The 17,351-nt window shown below is 32.4% G+C and carries 22 protein-coding genes and 1 tRNA gene; 6 read left to right on the top strand and 17 right to left on the bottom strand.

Going from position 1 to position 17,351, the window contains the following annotated elements; genetic code table 11:
* Positions 1 to 106 precede the first annotated feature (106 nt).
* The 7 genes from GFS03_RS10270 to GFS03_RS10240 all read right to left on the bottom strand — a co-directional run bounded on the left by GFS03_RS10270 (position 107) and on the right by GFS03_RS10240 (position 4,222).
* Positions 107 to 181 (bottom strand) — tRNA-Val (locus GFS03_RS10270).
* A gap of 26 nt (positions 182 to 207) precedes the next feature.
* Positions 208 to 672: a RecB-family nuclease gene (locus GFS03_RS10265; RefSeq protein WP_153423998.1), complete on the bottom strand. Its 465-nt coding sequence runs from the start codon at positions 670 to 672 to the stop codon at positions 208 to 210.
* Positions 644 to 1,621, bottom strand: a complete 978-nt coding sequence (locus tag GFS03_RS10260; RefSeq protein ID WP_153423997.1) for a DNA cytosine methyltransferase — start codon at positions 1,619 to 1,621, stop codon at positions 644 to 646. Before GFS03_RS10260 ends, GFS03_RS10265 begins: the two co-directional genes overlap by 29 nt.
* The gene (tfe, locus tag GFS03_RS10255) at positions 1,599 to 2,135 is read right to left on the bottom strand and encodes a transcription factor E (protein ID WP_153423996.1); all 537 of its coding nucleotides are present in this window, start codon (positions 2,133 to 2,135) and stop codon (positions 1,599 to 1,601) included. Before tfe ends, GFS03_RS10260 begins: the two co-directional genes overlap by 23 nt.
* The gene (locus GFS03_RS10250; protein ID WP_153423995.1) at positions 2,128 to 2,610 is read right to left on the bottom strand and encodes a tRNA methyltransferase; all 483 of its coding nucleotides are present in this window, start codon (positions 2,608 to 2,610) and stop codon (positions 2,128 to 2,130) included. The genes tfe and GFS03_RS10250 overlap by 8 nt, the downstream gene beginning before the upstream one ends.
* A 50-nt stretch (positions 2,611 to 2,660) precedes the next feature.
* Entirely contained in the window at positions 2,661 to 3,731 is a 1,071-nt protein-coding gene (gene hflX / locus GFS03_RS10245; RefSeq protein WP_153423994.1) for a GTPase HflX, read from the bottom strand.
* Positions 3,728 to 4,222 carry a multiprotein bridging factor aMBF1 gene (locus GFS03_RS10240; protein ID WP_153423993.1) on the bottom strand — a complete coding sequence of 165 codons (495 nt, stop codon included), beginning with the start codon at positions 4,220 to 4,222 and terminating at the stop codon, positions 3,728 to 3,730. Before GFS03_RS10240 ends, hflX begins: the two co-directional genes overlap by 4 nt.
* A gap of 72 nt (positions 4,223 to 4,294) precedes the next feature.
* Between GFS03_RS10240 and GFS03_RS10235 the strand changes: the two genes are divergently transcribed.
* The 3 genes from GFS03_RS10235 (at position 4,295) to GFS03_RS10225 (ending at position 6,702) form a co-directional block, all read left to right on the top strand.
* On the top strand, positions 4,295 to 5,476 hold the full coding sequence (locus GFS03_RS10235) for a proteasome-activating nucleotidase (protein ID WP_153423992.1): 1,182 nt from the start codon (positions 4,295 to 4,297) through the stop codon (positions 5,474 to 5,476).
* A gap of 64 nt (positions 5,477 to 5,540) precedes the next feature.
* Positions 5,541 to 5,987 carry a PUA domain-containing protein gene (locus tag GFS03_RS10230; RefSeq protein ID WP_153424582.1) on the top strand — a complete coding sequence of 149 codons (447 nt, stop codon included), beginning with the start codon at positions 5,541 to 5,543 and terminating at the stop codon, positions 5,985 to 5,987.
* Entirely contained in the window at positions 5,980 to 6,702 is a 723-nt protein-coding gene (locus tag GFS03_RS10225) for a proteasome assembly chaperone family protein (protein WP_153423991.1), read from the top strand. The genes GFS03_RS10230 and GFS03_RS10225 overlap by 8 nt, the downstream gene beginning before the upstream one ends.
* Here the strand turns inward: GFS03_RS10225 and tgtA are convergent.
* Both tgtA and GFS03_RS10215 read right to left on the bottom strand, forming a co-directional pair.
* Entirely contained in the window at positions 6,670 to 8,178 is a 1,509-nt protein-coding gene (gene tgtA / locus GFS03_RS10220) for a tRNA guanosine(15) transglycosylase TgtA (RefSeq protein WP_153423990.1), read from the bottom strand. The two genes, GFS03_RS10225 and tgtA, sit on opposite strands and share 33 nt — an antisense overlap.
* Complete coding sequence (locus GFS03_RS10215) at positions 8,175 to 8,615, bottom strand: Lsm family RNA-binding protein (protein WP_153423989.1); 441 nt, start codon at positions 8,613 to 8,615, stop codon at positions 8,175 to 8,177. The genes tgtA and GFS03_RS10215 overlap by 4 nt, the downstream gene beginning before the upstream one ends.
* 46 nt (positions 8,616 to 8,661) lie before the next feature.
* Between GFS03_RS10215 and GFS03_RS10210 the strand changes: the two genes are divergently transcribed.
* Positions 8,662 to 9,060 carry a DNA-directed RNA polymerase subunit G gene (locus GFS03_RS10210; RefSeq protein WP_153423988.1) on the top strand — a complete coding sequence of 133 codons (399 nt, stop codon included), beginning with the start codon at positions 8,662 to 8,664 and terminating at the stop codon, positions 9,058 to 9,060.
* Here the strand turns inward: GFS03_RS10210 and psmB are convergent.
* The 3 genes from psmB to GFS03_RS10195 are packed head-to-tail and all read right to left on the bottom strand — an operon-like array spanning position 9,057 to position 11,392.
* Positions 9,057 to 9,647, bottom strand: coding sequence for an archaeal proteasome endopeptidase complex subunit beta (psmB, locus tag GFS03_RS10205; protein ID WP_153423987.1), 591 nt, complete (start codon positions 9,645 to 9,647; stop codon positions 9,057 to 9,059). The two genes, GFS03_RS10210 and psmB, sit on opposite strands and share 4 nt — an antisense overlap.
* A gap of 35 nt (positions 9,648 to 9,682) precedes the next feature.
* Positions 9,683 to 10,963, bottom strand: a complete 1,281-nt coding sequence (hisS, locus tag GFS03_RS10200) for a histidine--tRNA ligase (protein WP_153423986.1) — start codon at positions 10,961 to 10,963, stop codon at positions 9,683 to 9,685.
* A gap of 6 nt (positions 10,964 to 10,969) precedes the next feature.
* Complete coding sequence (locus GFS03_RS10195) at positions 10,970 to 11,392, bottom strand: hypothetical protein (protein ID WP_153424581.1); 423 nt, start codon at positions 11,390 to 11,392, stop codon at positions 10,970 to 10,972.
* Position 11,393: 1 nt separating this feature from the next.
* Between GFS03_RS10195 and GFS03_RS10190 the strand changes: the two genes are divergently transcribed.
* Positions 11,394 to 11,906, top strand: coding sequence for a TFIIB-type zinc ribbon-containing protein (locus GFS03_RS10190; protein WP_153423985.1), 513 nt, complete (start codon positions 11,394 to 11,396; stop codon positions 11,904 to 11,906).
* A gap of 55 nt (positions 11,907 to 11,961) precedes the next feature.
* Positions 11,962 to 13,620 carry a thermosome subunit beta gene (thsB, locus tag GFS03_RS10185; protein ID WP_153423984.1) on the top strand — a complete coding sequence of 553 codons (1,659 nt, stop codon included), beginning with the start codon at positions 11,962 to 11,964 and terminating at the stop codon, positions 13,618 to 13,620.
* Here thsB and GFS03_RS10180 read toward each other — a convergent pair.
* The 5 genes from GFS03_RS10180 to fbp form a co-directional block, all read right to left on the bottom strand.
* Complete coding sequence (locus GFS03_RS10180; protein ID WP_153423983.1) at positions 13,617 to 15,239, bottom strand: ATP-binding protein; 1,623 nt, start codon at positions 15,237 to 15,239, stop codon at positions 13,617 to 13,619. The two genes, thsB and GFS03_RS10180, sit on opposite strands and share 4 nt — an antisense overlap.
* 26 nt (positions 15,240 to 15,265) lie before the next feature.
* A complete protein-coding gene (locus GFS03_RS10175; RefSeq protein WP_153423982.1) occupies positions 15,266 to 15,547 on the bottom strand; it encodes a hypothetical protein in 282 nt (93 codons plus the stop codon).
* 125 nt (positions 15,548 to 15,672) lie between these two features.
* Positions 15,673 to 15,924 carry a hypothetical protein gene (locus tag GFS03_RS10170; RefSeq protein ID WP_153423981.1) on the bottom strand — a complete coding sequence of 84 codons (252 nt, stop codon included), beginning with the start codon at positions 15,922 to 15,924 and terminating at the stop codon, positions 15,673 to 15,675.
* Position 15,925: 1 nt separating this feature from the next.
* Positions 15,926 to 16,165, bottom strand: a complete 240-nt coding sequence (locus GFS03_RS10165) for a 30S ribosomal protein S17e (RefSeq protein WP_153423980.1) — start codon at positions 16,163 to 16,165, stop codon at positions 15,926 to 15,928.
* A gap of 10 nt (positions 16,166 to 16,175) precedes the next feature.
* The gene (gene fbp / locus GFS03_RS10160) at positions 16,176 to 17,324 is read right to left on the bottom strand and encodes a fructose-1,6-bisphosphate aldolase/phosphatase (RefSeq protein ID WP_153423979.1); all 1,149 of its coding nucleotides are present in this window, start codon (positions 17,322 to 17,324) and stop codon (positions 16,176 to 16,178) included.
* Between the last annotated feature and the right edge of the window lie 27 nt (positions 17,325 to 17,351).

Below are 17,351 nucleotides of genomic sequence, written 5' to 3'. Positions count from 1 at the left end.
TATGTCTGTTCTTTTTAGCTACCCTAAAGATATGAGACTTTCTGTTATGAACCGCTAATATTGTATGAATTGACTTTTCGATAAAAATATGATGAAATTAAAAGTTTGGGCCCGCTGGGATTTGAACCCAGGACCTCCGCCGTGTCAGGGCGACGTCCTAACCAGGCTAGACGACGGGCCCTTAATACTAGGTTATTGTTTTCTCTTTTAAACTTTACCTTCTACTAATTGTAGATATTTACATAAAAAGAAGGATGCTAAACTTACGGCTCCTAAATCCTGAGCGTCTTCTACTATTCTTACATACTCCCCTAGAGATTGTTCTATTTTGTTAAACCCCCCTCCTTCTATTCCGGAAAATACTACCAATATTCTATCATATTTCATAAGATTATTAAAATCAATTTGTTTTTCGGCATTCTGTGAAACTAGGAGTGTAATTTCTGGTTTTAATAAGTCTATAACATCCTTTAGTTCCGGTAGTACTAAAATAGGCTTATTAAGTTTAAATGCGAGTTTACTAACTTCTGGAACTCCAGATTGTGCAGCTGTCCCACCTACCTTAGTAAGAATTAAATACTTTACGTATTTTATACTAAAAGCCAATTTAGAAAAGTCGATGAGTCTTTGGTTACTAGTTAGATTATGTAGGCCGAAATATAACTCTTTCATTTAAGATACCCAGAATCTCTTTAGCTATGGCGGTAGATAAGGCTACTGGAACAGATTCACCTACTTGATTATACTGTTCATCCTTGCTTCCTAAAAATACATGATCATCAGGATAACTCATTAGTCTGGCTTGTTCTCTCACAGTTAAGAATCTATCATGAAATGGGTGTATAAATCTAGAATTACCTAAAATTGTAGGTGCTAGATCAAATGGAGAAAGTCTAATATATAGTGGCATGTTTTTTCCTTTACTCGCCTTATACATTGTTAAATACTCGCCATGTCCAATTTTAGAAATTTTCAGAAGTTTTTTCTCATTAGGCTCACTTATATCGTTATTAGGAACGTCTGGTTTGCTATCTAAATCATGAATTGCATCATAAACTGTGACTCTTTTTTGAGTTTTAATAGGTAATATTCTAACATTAGAGATGAATACTCTCTTTCGTTTAGATGGGTTACCATAATCTTCAGCATGTAGTATATTGAAGAATATATTATCGTATCCTGCTCTCTTAAATTCACTGATTAGAGCATCTCTTAATGATTGAGTCTCTATAATTGCTGGAACATTTTCCATGACAAAAATTTTCGGTTTCAGTTCATCCACAATCCTTATGAATTCTAGTGTTAAACTCCCTCTTTGATCTAAATACAATCTATCTAAAGGATCTAGCATACGTAAGGGATTAGCTGCAGTATATCCTTCGCATGGAGGACCTCCAATTATTACGTCTATTTCATCTCCTACATTTTTTAAAATCTCTTTTCCGCTTATTTCCCTTATATCATCTTCAATTACTATTGTGTTTGGAAAATTTAATGAATACGTTCTAGTCGCAGCGTGATTTATATCTATTGCTAATTTAGGCTCTATTCCTAATTTTTTGAAACCTAATGAAAATCCTCCAGCTCCGGAGAATAGATCAATGATTTTTATTTGCTCCAAGTTTTGTCTCCTTATCTATCTCTTCCTCTATTTGTCTTATTTTTTGCTCCAAGAACGACTTAATTTTTTCTGTATCATAATAGGTTAATTGAGATCCACACTTTAAGCATTTAAATTCATTTTCAAATGCTTCCTCAAATGAGTATCTACTATTATCTTGTGGACATATAAAGAACGTATTATTTTTCTCATATTCTAATCTGGACTTTAATTTATCTAATATTAGTCTTTTTCTATTCAATAATATCTCATTAATTTGATCTATGTTAGGCCTCCAATAATAAATGAACCATCCGCTATCCTTATCTCTCGTTTTCCTATAACTTACGAAACCTTGCTCTTCTAGTAAGTTCAATTTCTTTCTCACGTCATTAACTTTTATATTGAGCTGATTTGCTATTTCTTCATCGGTCATCTCAGTACCTTTTTCTAATAGGACTCGTAGAACATCAATTACATCATCTCCTAACAAACTTTTCGCTAGATTAATAAACAGGTCCTCTGCATTAACCATTTCTTATCACCTTCTTGCCAGCATTCTGAGGTAATATCTTTATTTTTGAATCTCCAAATTCCATATATAGCTCTCGTCCCTTATAAATTCTGTCTAGAAAGATTGCTAGTGCTGCTACTTCAGAATGTGGCTGATTCCCTATTGCTATATTGTAATCTACATTACGATAATACCAACCTTCAACTTTTTCTGATCCTACAATTATTAATAGAGGATACTTTATTTTCTCAAGATTATCTTGAAGATCATTAATATTGATTCCATACATCGTTAAGTGTATTACTGTGCCTCCTTTTTCTTTCCATTCATTTACTATATTCTTTCCATTTTCAATTTCTTTTACAAAAAAATACGAAGATCCACCCCAACTATTTACAACTTTGAAGACAGATTTTATCACTTTTTCATCTTTACCTTCGATATACACACCTTTAGCGCCAAAGGCTCTTGCTACCAAAATTACATGTGTTGTCACTCTTTTATCTCTAGCTGGTCTATGGCCTAGCCTTAAAACATATATATCTTTTAACTCAACTGTGTGACTAGCTGGTATATCCTATCCCTTAATAATTCAAGATTTGTTCTCTTTAAAGCTGATATAGGTATGACATCGAATATAGGAGAGTACAACTCTTTTGATAGCTTCTCTATTAAGTCAAGCTTTTTATATAAATCGCCATTAATTCTGTCAATTTTATTAAGGGCTACTATTATAGGCTTACCCGAAACTCCTATTTCTCTTAAAATTTCGAAAGAGGATTGCAAAGTCTCAATTAATAGATTTTCTGAGAATGTAGAGTCTATTACAAGAATTAATGCATCAGAGTATTTAGCTTCTGACAGAGTGACGAAGAAAGCATCTACAATTTGTGGAGGAATTCCTCTAATGAATCCTACAGTGTCAACTAGCATAATCTTTCTATTATTTATTGAGATCCCATATCTTTTAGGTGACATTGTAGTGAATAGTTTTGTATCAACTTTCTGTGTTAACCCAGTTAATGAGTTAAATAACGAGGTCTTTCCAGAATTTGTGTACCCTACGATTCCAACAGAAGGAATATTATTTCTCTTATTAGATTCTATGGATTTTTCTTTAAAAACTTTTATATTTTCCAATTCTTTCATAAGTTTATTGATTCTTCTTTTGTAAAATTTTATTATAGATTCTACTCCATATGTTCCAGCTCCTAAAGGACCTTGTTGTTCACCTATTTTTGATTTAGTATACGTTTCTTTTATTATGGGTAGTTCATACTTAAGCCTGGCCAGTTCTATTTGCATTTTTGCTTCTTTTGACCCTGCATGTAGTGCAAATATATCCAAAAGAAGGAGTATTTTGTCTAGGACCTCTTTTCCTTTTAGTTCTTTTCTCAGATTTATAAAGTGTCTAGGCTTAAGTTCTTCGAATATAATTAACGTAGAAATTTCCTCATCGTTTTTGATTTGTTGTAACTTATCATATTGTATATAAAATTTCACATTAGGTGATTTTGGTAATTTGTAAATTCTAACTATCTTGTGATCAGCCCCCTCAGCTAACGCTATTGCCTCTTCCTTAAATTCTTCAGATACAAAAAGGGCTGCAGTTTTCACTTCTTTCCCTCTTTAATATTAACCACATCTCCTAAGGTTAATCCAGTATCGTCGAATTCCCTCTCGCTTTCTTCATTTTCTAATGGGGTAACTAGTTTAATGCCAAGAATTTTCTCTAGCTGCCTAGCTTGAGAGATCGTAGGCTTTAATTTACCACTTTCAAATCTTTTAACGATATTTTCTGATACTTTTAATTTTTGTGCTAATTGTTGCTGTGAGATACCTAGTTGTTCTCTAGCTGTTTTAATAATCTTGTAATAGTCTGCTACAATTTCTAATTCTGTATCTCCCATTTTAGGTGGTTTAGGATCAGTTTTCTTTCTTGTCTCGCTTTTCTTACTGTCTTCTTTTACTATCACTGCATGCTTTCTTATCCTATTATAACATGAATTACATACAGTAATAATTGAGCCTTCATATGACACAGTTATACCTTTACCATGGATTGGAGATCCACATAATTCACAGTATTCTTCACTATTAGCTTGCATATAAATACCTATTGTAAATACTTGTATTAAACGTTTTTAGTCTATGCCAAACAAGTATATATACGGGTTAAATTGTCCGGAGATTTCGACACAATAAGGGATGCTTCTTCTTCAGACGAGGTTCAATTGGTTAGATTGATGGAAGAAAAAATTAAGTCATTACAGATTGAAATTGAAAATCTAAGAAAAGAATTAAACTATTATAAAGCAGAAATGGAAAAAATGTTAAGTCCTCCATTGATTGAGGCAGTTGTATTAGATGTTTTACCAGACGGTAGGGTATTAGTTAGAAGTTCGTCTGGACCAAATTTAGTAGTAAATGTAGCCAGTCATATTAATCAAAAGTTAATAAAACCTGGAATATCCGTTGCCTTAAATCAAAGAGGATCTACAATATTAGAGGTTTTGCCACAGAAGGAAGATCCAATTGTAAAGACAATGGAGATTGTGGAAAAACCTAATGTAACTTATTCTGAAATCGGCGGATTAGAAGAACAAATAAAGGAATTAAGGGAAGTTGTGGAATTGCCTTTAAAGAAGCCTGAGATATTTAGGGAGATAGGAGTAGAACCGCCAAAGGGAGTTTTATTATATGGCCCACCAGGTACTGGAAAGACTATGTTAGCAAAAGCAGTAGCTACTGAGAGTAACGCTGTCTTTATTCATGTTGTAGCTTCAGAATTTGCACAAAAATTTGTGGGGGAAGGTGCTAGGATAGTTAGAGAGCTATTTGAAATGGCTAAAAGGAAGGCACCATCAATAATCTTCATTGATGAAATTGATGCCATAGGTGCTAAGAGAATAGATATAGGAACAAGCGGAGAAAGGGAGATACAAAGAACATTAATGCAGCTCTTGGCTGAGCTTGATGGATTTAATCCATTGGACAACGTTAAGATCATTGCAGCTACGAATAGGATAGACATATTGGATCCCGCGTTATTGAGGCCTGGTAGATTTGATAGGATAATAGAGGTTCCTTTGCCCAACTTTAAAGGAAGAATTGAGATATTTAACATATACTTAAAGAAAATGAAAGTTGAGAATAATATAAACCTTGAATTATTATCTCAGCTTACTGAGGGATTCAGTGGTGCTGATATTAAAAATGTTTGTGTTGAAGCAGCATATATGGCAATTAGGGATAATAGGAATAACGTTACAATGAAAGATCTAGTTGATGCTATAAACAAGATTAATGTTAAAAGGAATAGTATGGAAAATATGAGAGAGAGGCGGGAGAAGTATAGCTAGATATAAGGAGTTTTTAAGTAAACCGGTAGAAGCAAGCTATAGCGAGATCTCAACTTTGCGTTGTATTGCAGAATATCAATTCGATTATAATATTTCTAGATGTTTGTTTCCTGAGGATGCGCGTTTTTTAATTCAAAGATCCTTAAATACAAAGAAAATCAGAAACGTGCTAACAAGTGAGGGAGAATTGTATTTGGTGCTAAGGGCTCAAGATGTTTTATTTTCCCTTACCTTGTTAAGTGGGGGTGTAATTAAGAACTGTTCAAAGTTTCCAGAATATAGAGTTGTAATACCCAAAAATTTAGAAGAATTCATAAAAAATGGAAGAAATGTTTTCTCTAAACACGTAATAGCAGTTGATAAGCGAATAAGGGCTGGGGATGAGGTAATAGTTGTAAATGAAAATGACGAGCTGATAGCAATAGGTAAAGCTAAATTATCCGGAGAAGAAATGATGGAGTATAAGAGAGGTATGGCAGTTCACGTGAAAAGAGGTGTATTAGATGAGTAATGTTAAGATAATAATAAAGAAAGACTTAAGTGAGCTAAAAGGTTCTACATTTATAACTGGATTTAGGACGATAGGGGAGGTAGGCTATTTAGCCACAAGACATTTAGCCTTAAAAAGGAAAATGGAAAGAATAGGGTATGTTGTAACTAAATATTATAGAGATGTCACGTTTGTAGATGATTACGGTATCGCGACGCCTTTCGATATATTTTATGACAAGGATAAACATTTAGTATTATTACTTAATCATATTTTGCCATTTCAACGTGAATGGAATGATTTTGCTTCAGAAGTTATAAAATGGGTTAAGAAGTTATCAATTAATAATATACTTCTTGTAGGAGCGCTAGATAAGAGGTATAAAGTTGGAAATGAGAGTTTAAAATGGCTTAAAACATCAAAATGCAATTTGAATCTAGATTACCCTCAATTAGACAAACAATTACTAATGGTAGGTCCATTAGCGTTATTTACTTTGCATTCTGAAATTGAAGACTTGCCGGCATTAGTTTTGTTACCATATGCGGATCGTGAAAGGACAGATCCAGTAGCAGCTGCAATTGCAATAGAAGTCTTAAATAAAATGCTTAGTTTAAATGTTAGCGTAGATGAATTATACGAGGAGGCAAAAAGAATAGAAGAGGATTTACAAAAACAAATGGAGTTATTGCAGAAAGAATTATCAAGGGGAAGTGCTGATAGAGTCTATATGTAAACCTAGTTTTTCACAGTTGACTAATTCTACTTTTTGATAGTTTTTACTTTTTAAGAATGAAATGATTTTAGTTTTCATGTCAGCTATTACATCTTCATCTACTTCGTTAGGAATCTCGAATTGAGATAGTGGATAGGAATCTGAGACCTCTAATGGTATTAAACCAAAAAATGGTATTGCTATAAATATGTCGCCGGTATTATGATTAGGTATTGTTTCCTTTATACTTTTAATATAATCATAAGCAGTATCGCTTATCGTCTTATCATAACAGTATATATGTATTTTGTCTTTCTTTTGCACGTACCTTTCTAAAAATCTTGAGTGGCGTATAATTTCTGGCCTATGTAAAGATTTATTATCAAACAAAAGTAAACCTTTTGGATCTCCCCTTACTCTAGGGTCATATTTTTCTAAATATTCTTTATATTTTATCAATCTCTTGAATGCAGAATATACTGCAGGATGAGAGTAAGCTTTCTCTTGAAGGTATTCAAATAGTCTCCCTTCCTTAATTGCTTGTTTGGTTGCTTTGAATTCTTCTAAAATGGTATAAAGGTTATGAATAGCTAATGCTCTTGTTCTTTCTTTTTCATTCATTTCAAGCAAGTCTTTAGGTGTATATTTAGAACATATTGGGCAAGAACATGGAAAATATTCTAAATCCTCTAATTTGTATACACGTGTTCTAGTAATATATCTATTATCTCTAGCATATATTATATATGAGGCAGAGTCAAAACTATCCACTCCTAACGTTACTGCAAATGGAATAATATGAGGTAACCCTCCTCCAAATAAATGAAATGGAATTCCTCTTTTTATGTTAGATTTAGCAGTATAAATCATGTCAATTACAGTATCATACATGTATCGCTCTAAGAGAACTGTTGGACTACCAAGCGCGACCATATTGTATATATCTTCAAACTTAGATAGTCCTTCAGCAGAAGTCTTAACTAGATCAAGATATTTTCCTCCTTGTATTGGATATACCCAAATAATATTGTTATCTTGGTTTTTTACTATGATTTTTGAGGCTTCTTCTGCTCTCTTTAGAGTCTCATATATTGTCATTTTAGCACTTTCATAATCGTCTGTATTTCCAGTAGGCAAATCTAATATTACAGCGATATCTGGTTTTATCATGAGCTGGTAATTCACGATCTCATAATTGGTTATTCCTATGTCTCCGTACTCTAGAATTTGGTATGCTCCCGAATCAGTCATTATGATCATATCTTCAGAGTTTAGCTCTTTATGTATATCATTTTTTATATACATATTTTTATATAGTATATATGAGTTCGTGATAAAATTCTTAAATCCTATATTTCTTATCTCATCTATTGATATTTCATCTTTTAATATATTAATTACTGGAAAGAATGTTGGAGTTTCTAAGTTACCGCTTCTTGTTTTTAAGATACCTATTCTTCCCGCAAGATCTTCGTATTTTACTTCAAATACAGTCATAGACCTAATTCCTTTTTCTTTTTATTTATATAATCATTATATAGATCATAAATTCTTTGAGCCATTGGTCCACTTCCTTCTACTCCATTTTGTGATACCTTAATTCTTTCTAAAATTGTCACTACTCCCGTCTCTTCGTAAACTTTTATATCAGCTGGCCTTAAATTTAAGGATTTTTCAACTAATTCCGCAAACTCTCTTGGCTCAAATAGTGGAGGATTCTTAATTATTATCTCTGAAATTGTATTTCCATTTATCATTACTTTATAGAAAGCATTATTATTATCGTCTTTAACATTTGTTAAACTAATAATAAATGGCGAAAGTTCATATGCATAAAGTTGACCAGTATACGTTTTCCCATTAGTAGTTTTTACAATTATAGTCTTATCTATTAGGTTATTTAATTCGCTCGAGATCCTTCTTCCACTACTCATATTATAGTCCCCAATAACGTTAATAAATTAAAACTTAAATAGTAATATGATGGAATCAAAGGCACAAGAAATAATTCTAAGTTGTGAAATAAATAGTATTGAAAGAGGTAGCTTAAAGAATTTATCCATAATACATATGTCTTGCAACGACTTTAATATAAGTTTTGATATAATCGATAGCATAAATATATTTAGCCAAAAAGAAAAAGTGAAAGCTATAATTTCTAAAAGTAGACCTTCATATACTAATGATGACTTCTGTGGACACGGCTATGTAGTTACTGAGCTAAAAGATTCTTCTTCGAGCAACGGAGATAGATACACAACGATAATTTCATTATTTGGATTGCTAGTAAAGATAATAAGTAATAAAGAAAGTTTTCTTAAAACATATCAATTAAATGCTATGGATCATATTTACTTCTGCGTTAAGAAAAATATTTAGTATGGGATGAATTTGTTCTCATAGTTTCCTTTCTTATCTATTATCGCTAAATCTATTCCATCTCCAGATGTAATATCACGTTCTATAGATGCTTTTATTGCTTTTGTTATTAATTGTGTTGCCATGTCTAAATTCATAGTGGGATCATATTCAGATTCAAGAACTCCTATAGCGATCTTGGCTCCTGATCCCACTGCTGCGTAATTATCTTCAATTAATGAGCCTATAGGGTCTAATACATAAAGTTGTGGACCTTTTTCATCAATTCCTCCAAATAGAATTTCGGAAATGAATGGCATTACTTTATACTGATATAGTATTACTGAAAGCAATTTAGCTGCAGCGTGAACAGAGATTGATTTACCGGTTGAAATCTCATAGTACTTTATTTCTACGTTCATTATGCGCATCAAAGTCTGTAAGTCACCATATATTCCGGCCCCTGCTATGAGAAATTTACCTATCTTATGTACTTTCTTAGCTTGTTTACTTAATACATAACCACCATAGCTTAATCGTCTTTCAGAAGCTAATATAACTCCGTCATTTACCTTTAAACCAACAGCAGTTGCAGGTAATTCTTCCATGTTAGTTTACCCATAAATATACTTCTAAATGTCATTTATAACGTTTGTTTTATTGCATCTTCAACGTTCTCCAATGGAACTGAAATCTGTTTTCGTGTAATTAAATTTCTAATTGTTATCATGTTTTTCTCCAGTTCTTGTTTACCTATTATTATCGCGAGCTTAAATCCTTGTGATGCATAGTAAGGTAATAGTTTTGAAAGAGGTTGATCTTTAGTATTTATTACTACCCTATATTCTTCCTTTCTTAGTATCCTCGATACTTTAAACATTGATGGAATTGCGTCTTCGGACATGCCTATTACTATCACATTTATTGGTTCTTCCACTTTCAACTCTCTAACTACTAACAAAGTTCTCTCAACTCCTATTGCAAATCCTATTGCAGGTGAGGGTAAGCCACCATAAAGTTCTATAAGTTTATCATATCTCCCTCCTCCGGCAATACTAAACTGTACCGAGGGATGAAGAACCTCAAATATTAGACCAGTATAATACGCTAATCCTCTTACAAAACCTAAGTCAATCTTAAATTTTATATTTAAGTTGTTTAAAAGGCTAGATAATCGAAATAGATATAAAAATTCATTTTTAATATCTAGTTTTGAAACCTCCTCCAACTTAGTTAAAGACTCTATATCTTCCAATTTTGCATCCTTCTTAGTTAGAATTTCATTAAAAAAGTCTACTATATCTTTATTCTTTATGTTTTTTTCAAGGATATCTAGAGCTTCGTTAATCTTGTTCTTATCTATTAGATGCAAGATATGCTCTTGTAAATTATCTTCGATATTATACTTATCCATTATTTTTCTAAATATGCCAATATTATTTAGTTTAATAGTTATATCATTGGAAAGATTTAGCTTGTCATAGAAATTATACAACAAGTCTAATACTTCTAGATCGGCTAAAATAGAAGAATCGCCTATCATTTCTACTCCGGCTTGTCTAAACTCCCTATATCTACCATATTGTGGTTCATCATATCTATAAACGGTACCGAAGTAGAATAACCTTATCGGCCTGGGTGAACTCTGTAAATTTTGTATGTAAGCTCTTGCTACACTAGGTGTTATTTCAGGTCTTAATGATAGTTCCCTATCTGCCTTATCCTTAAATACATACATTGTTTCCCTTAACTCCTCTCCACCCTTCAACGCAAACAGTTTAAATTCTTCCACTATTGGTGTTATAATTTCAGAATATCCATATTTTATTGCTAGGTCTCTAAAGGTAGATTCCAAATATCTAATTTTTTCTGCATCTATTCCAATATAATCTTTCATACCCCTTACTGTTTCAAATTTCACCATATCGAGTCACTTTGACATTTTTATCTCAGATAATGTGTAATATGTAACATCTCCATATTTATCCACAATTGAAAGATAAAGTTCCAAATTCATTGATTTTGACTGGTGTAGTTTATCCAATATTTTCTTAAAACTTACCTTTTCATTTTCATCTACTATTAAAACCATAGCAGTATATTTTCCATTTTCCTTATCCTTTATTATAAGCGACTGTTCATCTATACCGTCAATTGTAATTCTTCCCCTTTGTTTTAAGTCAACAAATACGTCAACTTTATCCCAATTTACAAGATAAATTATCTCACTAGGTAACTGTTTAGATGAGCTTAACGCTGTATATATCTTATCTAAAGTACTTTCGCTTTTCTCAGACATTATAGTCACATTATCAAAAATAAGTATATTCCCCATAAAAGTTATTGTTTTGATCATGGAATGCCCTGTGTGTGGTTCCAGTGAAATAATTTGGGATAACAAGAACGGGGAAGTTGTATGTAGCAATTGTGGTACAATTATTGATAGTATTTATTATAGTGAGCAGAACGAACCGGAGAGTACAGAGACGATCATAATAAATAATAAGTTCTATAAGGATGAAATATTAATTAAAAAATTACGAATAAAAAATTTCCTAAAGAATAATCGTATTGAGAATAAGAAAACGGATCGATACGAAATTATCTTAAGATCTATATTGCTTGATAGTCAATACAAAAAAATATATAAAGTACTTTATAACGAGGGTATTCTAAGTGGTTTGAAGGCTAAAAGTAAACTCGGTCTTCTGATTTATTTTAGATTTGCATTAAATGATCAATATTTACATCAATTAGAGCAATTTGGTATAAAAAACGAAAATCTTAAGAAAAGACTTAGAAGAATTGGTTGGAGACGTTTAACGTTAATCTTTGATAAACTTAACGAAGAAAGCGATCGTATCTGATTTGAGTAAAATTTTTATATAACCTTTTTTTAAGACAGAGTGGAAGGTGCGTGAAATGGCAACAGCTACAGTTGCAACTACACCCGAAGGTATACCTGTAATAATTTTAAAGGAAGGATCAAGTAGAACATATGGAAAAGAAGCTTTAAGGACTAATATTGCTGCAGTGAAGGCAATTGAAGAGGCATTAAAAAGTACCTACGGTCCACGTGGAATGGATAAAATGCTTGTCGATAGCTTAGGAGATATCACAATAACAAATGATGGAGCAACAATTCTTGATAAAATGGATTTACAACACCCAACAGGTAAGCTTTTAGTTCAGATAGCTAAAGGACAAGACGAGGAAACAGCTGATGGCACTAAGACTGCCGTAATTCTAGCTGGAGAATTAGCTAAAAAAGCAGAAGATCTGTTATACAAGGAGATCCATCCCACAATAATTGTAAGCGGATATAAGAAGGCAGAAGAAATTGCATTAAAGACTATCCAAGATATAGCACAACCAGTCAGTATAAATGATACTGACGTACTAAGGAGAGTAGCGTTAACATCCTTAGGTAGTAAAGCAGTAGCAGGTGCACGAGAATATTTAGCTGACCTTGTAGTTAAGGCCGTAGCACAAGTAGCAGAATTAAGGGGAGACAAGTGGTACGTTGATCTAGATAATGTGCAGATAGTTAAAAAACATGGTGGTAGCATTAACGATACTCAATTAGTATATGGCATAGTAGTTGACAAAGAAGTTGTACATCCGGGTATGCCAAAAAGGATTGAAAACGCTAAGATAGCACTTTTGGATGCTTCATTGGAAGTTGAGAAACCAGAATTAGATGCGGAAATAAGAATTAACGACCCCACACAGATGCATAAATTCCTGGAAGAAGAAGAAAACATATTGAAAGAGAAAGTAGATAAGATCGCAGCTACTGGTGCTAATGTTGTAATATGTCAGAAAGGTATTGATGAAGTTGCACAACATTATTTAGCTAAGAAGGGTATATTAGCTGTTAGAAGAGCTAAGAAGAGCGATTTAGAAAAATTAGCTAGAGCTACTGGAGGTAGAGTGATATCTAACATTGACGAATTAACGTCACAAGATCTAGGTTATGCCGCCTTAGTAGAAGAGAGAAAAGTAGGAGAGGATAAGATGGTATTCGTAGAAGGTGCAAAGAATCCAAAATCAGTTAGCATACTAATAAGAGGTGGATTAGAGAGAGTAGTAGATGAAACTGAAAGAGCTCTTAGAGATGCTTTAGGCACTGTGGCAGATGTAATAAGAGATGGTAGAGCAGTAGCTGGTGGTGGAGCTGTTGAGATAGAGATAGCTAAGAGACTAAGAAAATATGCTCCACAAGTCGGTGGTAAAGAGCAATTAGCAATTGAAGCCTATGCAAACGCGATAGAAGGACTTGTCATGATATTAGCGGAAAACGCGGGATTAGATCCTATAGATAAATTAATGCAATTAAGAAGTCTTCACGAAAATGAGGCCAATAAATGGTATGGACTTAATTTATTCACTGGAAATCCAGAGGATATGTGGAAATCAGGTGTTATTGAACCAGCATTAGTGAAAATGAATGCAATTAAAGCTGCAACAGAAGCTGTAACATTGGTATTAAGAATAGACGACATTGTAGCAGCTGGAAAGAAGAGTGGTAGTGAGCCGAGCGGTAAGAAAGATAAAGAAGAGAAGTCATCCGAAGATTAAGACATTTTTTTAATTTTAATTATTATAGGAATTTTTAGATTCGGTGCGCTTATTATTGCTTCTCCTATGTCTAGTTTATCTAAACTTTGAGTAAGCCTTTCATCAAGTGATAACGTATCTCTGATAGCCTTTTTATCACTATCTGATTTTATTGAGTGAATAATTTTTATATTTGTATTTTTTAACACGTTCTGTGAAAGTAATGAAGGTGATTGCGTAATAAAACATAGACCTACATTATATTTTCTTATCTCAGAAACTAATCTATCTATAAATTCATTTCCTTCTTTATTGAAATAATTCTGCGCTTCATCTAGAATAATAAGAGTCTGCTGGTTTATCTTATATCTTATATAACTTTCCACTAGAAGTTTTATTAGAAATAATGAATATAATTTTCTAAGTTTAAGGTTAGAAATAAATCCTAAGTTTATGATGGTAGAAGTCGTCAAATAGTCTGGGAACTCATTAAGGGAAATTTCATCTATACTCGAGAATAATTTTGAGGCAGTTGGTGTGAATAAGATAAATATTTTTCTAAGAAGCGCGTATTTTACGTCTCTCATCCAGTATGAAGTGTCCTCAATACTATTAATAACTTCTAGTAAATTATTAATTGAGAATTTTCTATAACTTTTTAGTTTTAATAATATAGTATAAAGTAAAAATCGTTGTGGATCTGTTAATTGCAATACATCTCCAATAATGTCTACTGTATCCTCTACGTCTAAATCAATTAAGTGCAGCGGATTTATTTTTACTATAGTTTCCTCATCGTAAACTCTAAATTCGTTTTTAAGGAATTGTGCATATTCACCATGCCAATCTAATATAATCACCTTTACACCCCTGGTGTGCAATTGAGAAGCTAAAAGTATCGCTGTATTTGTCTTACCAGATCCGGTACTTCCAAATATGCCTATATGTCTTGTTACATCCTTTACTCTTATACCTACCTTTGATGTTACTGTCCCATTTGTAGCCTCTCCTATCTCTACGTCAAAATCCTCAGATATTATATTAGAGTTGATAGGATTGGTGTAGGTTATCTCGGATACTGTTAAAAAAGGGTAGTTCCCAAAGGTCATTGGAATTGGAAGCACATTCTTTGATGGTTGAATAATTTTAAACTCCAAATGTGGAGCTATAGCTTTTGCTAACACTAACAAATTATTTACTTCTTCCATAAAACTATCTATTCCTATATCAGTGGAATTTTGTAATATCCTATAAATTATAATTGAAGATCCTAACTTATTCTTCTCTACTGTAGTGAGTATTGTAAACTTAAATTCAGAGTCTTTTCGGGCTATTGCATTTATGAAATCCTTAAATTCTTTTTCTATGTCGTTTCTATTTGAAGTTGGTTCAATTTTACCCGTTATCTTCATAGCAACACCACAAATACAAGTATTATCGTAAACGATTTGGAAGATCCCATTCTTAAGAATGTATTTATCTATTTTTACTTTAAAAGAATTTTTAAAAATAAATAAAATAATCATTGTTATTATTACTAAAAAAATTAAAAACAGTAAATCAATATTAATTAAATTATGAAGTAGAATTCCAATTCCCAGACATATGAGTAATATAGGAACCCATAGATTTTTATTCATCTTAAAACGAGTCTAATCACTATTAACTACAGCGAGTCGATTAAAAGTAATGCATTCTTAGTTAGAATTAATCTTTCTTTATTTCCTACAATTTGATATGATAAGTAATCTTCTTCGGTATTAACAAGCTTTCTGCATTCTATTAAATATAATTCATTTGATTTAATAATTTCATTTTTAATATAATCTAATGTATCCTTTATTTGTTCATATGGTAGTAAGAGAAGTAAGAAGAACATAGTCGGACTCTTTATCTTATTTGTATACGAATTATAGTTAAAGTATAAAAAACAAGCTTGTCTTAGCACTCCTTCATACGGTACTAGAGGTAGGACTTGACTAATGTAATTCTCATCGTTTTTAATTAAGTTATTAAGTTTAGCAGAATCTATATGTGTCCTGTTTAACTTACTTACCTGGACCTTTAATATCTCTAACCACCATGATTTATTGGTATTATCTCAATTGTATCATATTCATTTAAAAGCTGATTGTTATACAATCTCCAATCTTTTCCATTTATTAATATTATAATTCCAGATTTTATTTGATTGTTCTGGTTTAATATCAGATACTTCTTGCCATCTATCTTCAGTAATATATTAAAGAGTTCTTTATCACTTACATATAATTCTCTGCAATTAAGTTGAGAAACTAGTGGTCCCTTTAATATCACTTTCGGCATTCTAGATCTCTTCTGATATTTCCTCTTTCTCTTCAGTCTGAGAAGTCTCTTTTTCTTTCATGATTTTATAATACCTTGTAAGATATCCTGCTATCCTGTTTCTCACTTTCTTCGACTTTACATCAACATATTTAACAACTATTTGCTTATTTGCATTATAATCTTCTTTTATTTCATCTTTATATTGATTATATATTTCCTTTACTACCCTTTTTATATCTTTAGTATATATATTACCCATTCGACTCACCTTACTCGTGCGAACTTTCGTGTGAATATAAGCTTGGTTTAGTTTTATACATATCTGTCTCTTTCTTAAATCTATTCTTTAACTTCTCTATTACTAATGGTAGTGTGGTATACTCCATTTCTTGCGGCTCTAATCTATGAGGCATAAATGGACCATGTTTCCTAATATAATCTGCAATTATTACGGCTGTTCTCCTTACCTCGTCAAATGCAGGATCATCAAATAAATCAGTAGGTCCAACTAGTTTTCCATTTTTGATGTTAAATCCTAAACCTACTAACCTAGGAGGACCATCGAACCTTGTGGCTCTTACGTCTTTTTGTGATACTGGCATAAGAGGTCCATAGTGACTACCTCTCATCCATCCTGGTACCAAATAAGGTACTGTAAATGCTTCTAAAATTTCTCCTAAAGCAGGCAAACCGTGCTGAGCTCTTATTACCATAACTGGATCATCTTTGCCTACGTATTTTCCAGCTATTAGGTTCAATCTTTCTACAGATACAACTGACGCTTGTAAATTATCAGCCTTCCTATAAACTCTTCGAACAATATATCTACTAGGTGTTCCTATTAATGCAAGTAGATCATAACTTTCTTCTGGTGTGTTTAAAGTTATTGACTCTCCTTCATATACATCTAAAACTTCAAATTTATACCCTTCATGCATAGTTGGATCTATTACGAGTCCCGCAGTATTAAATGGATCTGCAAATATCTTGTATAATGGAAGATTATAGGCGCCAGGCTCAGTTTTATCGGCCATGAAAATAACTACTGGTTCAGCGGGTCTCTCTTCAAATTCTATTTCAGCGATTCCAGGACCCATACCTCTAAGATTACCAGAAAAGGAATCTGAAAGTAAATCTTGTCCTGCAGCATATAATCCCAGATCCTTAGCTATTTTTGCAGCTTCTTTAAATGCGTTCCAAGCTGTTTCATGAACTTTAGTATCTAGTTCTCCTCTGTTATGTGTCATTATTAATTGTAAATCGTCACCAACATAGGTTATATAGTAATCGGAAATTATGTTATTCCTTTTAGCTTCCGCTAATATTTTGTTAGCTGCAGCTATCGTATCAGGGTGAACAACATGATGTCCAGCTAGGCTTCCTATATCGGCCTTGATTACACTAAGTGTAGTTTTCATAATTTAATTTAGATATACATAACTAAA

The sequence above is a fragment of the Sulfolobus sp. E5-1-F genome (genome assembly GCF_009601705.1).
Taxonomy (GTDB): Archaea; Thermoproteota; Thermoprotei_A; order Sulfolobales; family Sulfolobaceae; genus Saccharolobus.
Note: the sequence above shows the minus strand (reverse complement) of the source record. Positions and strands in the feature narration are given on the sequence as shown.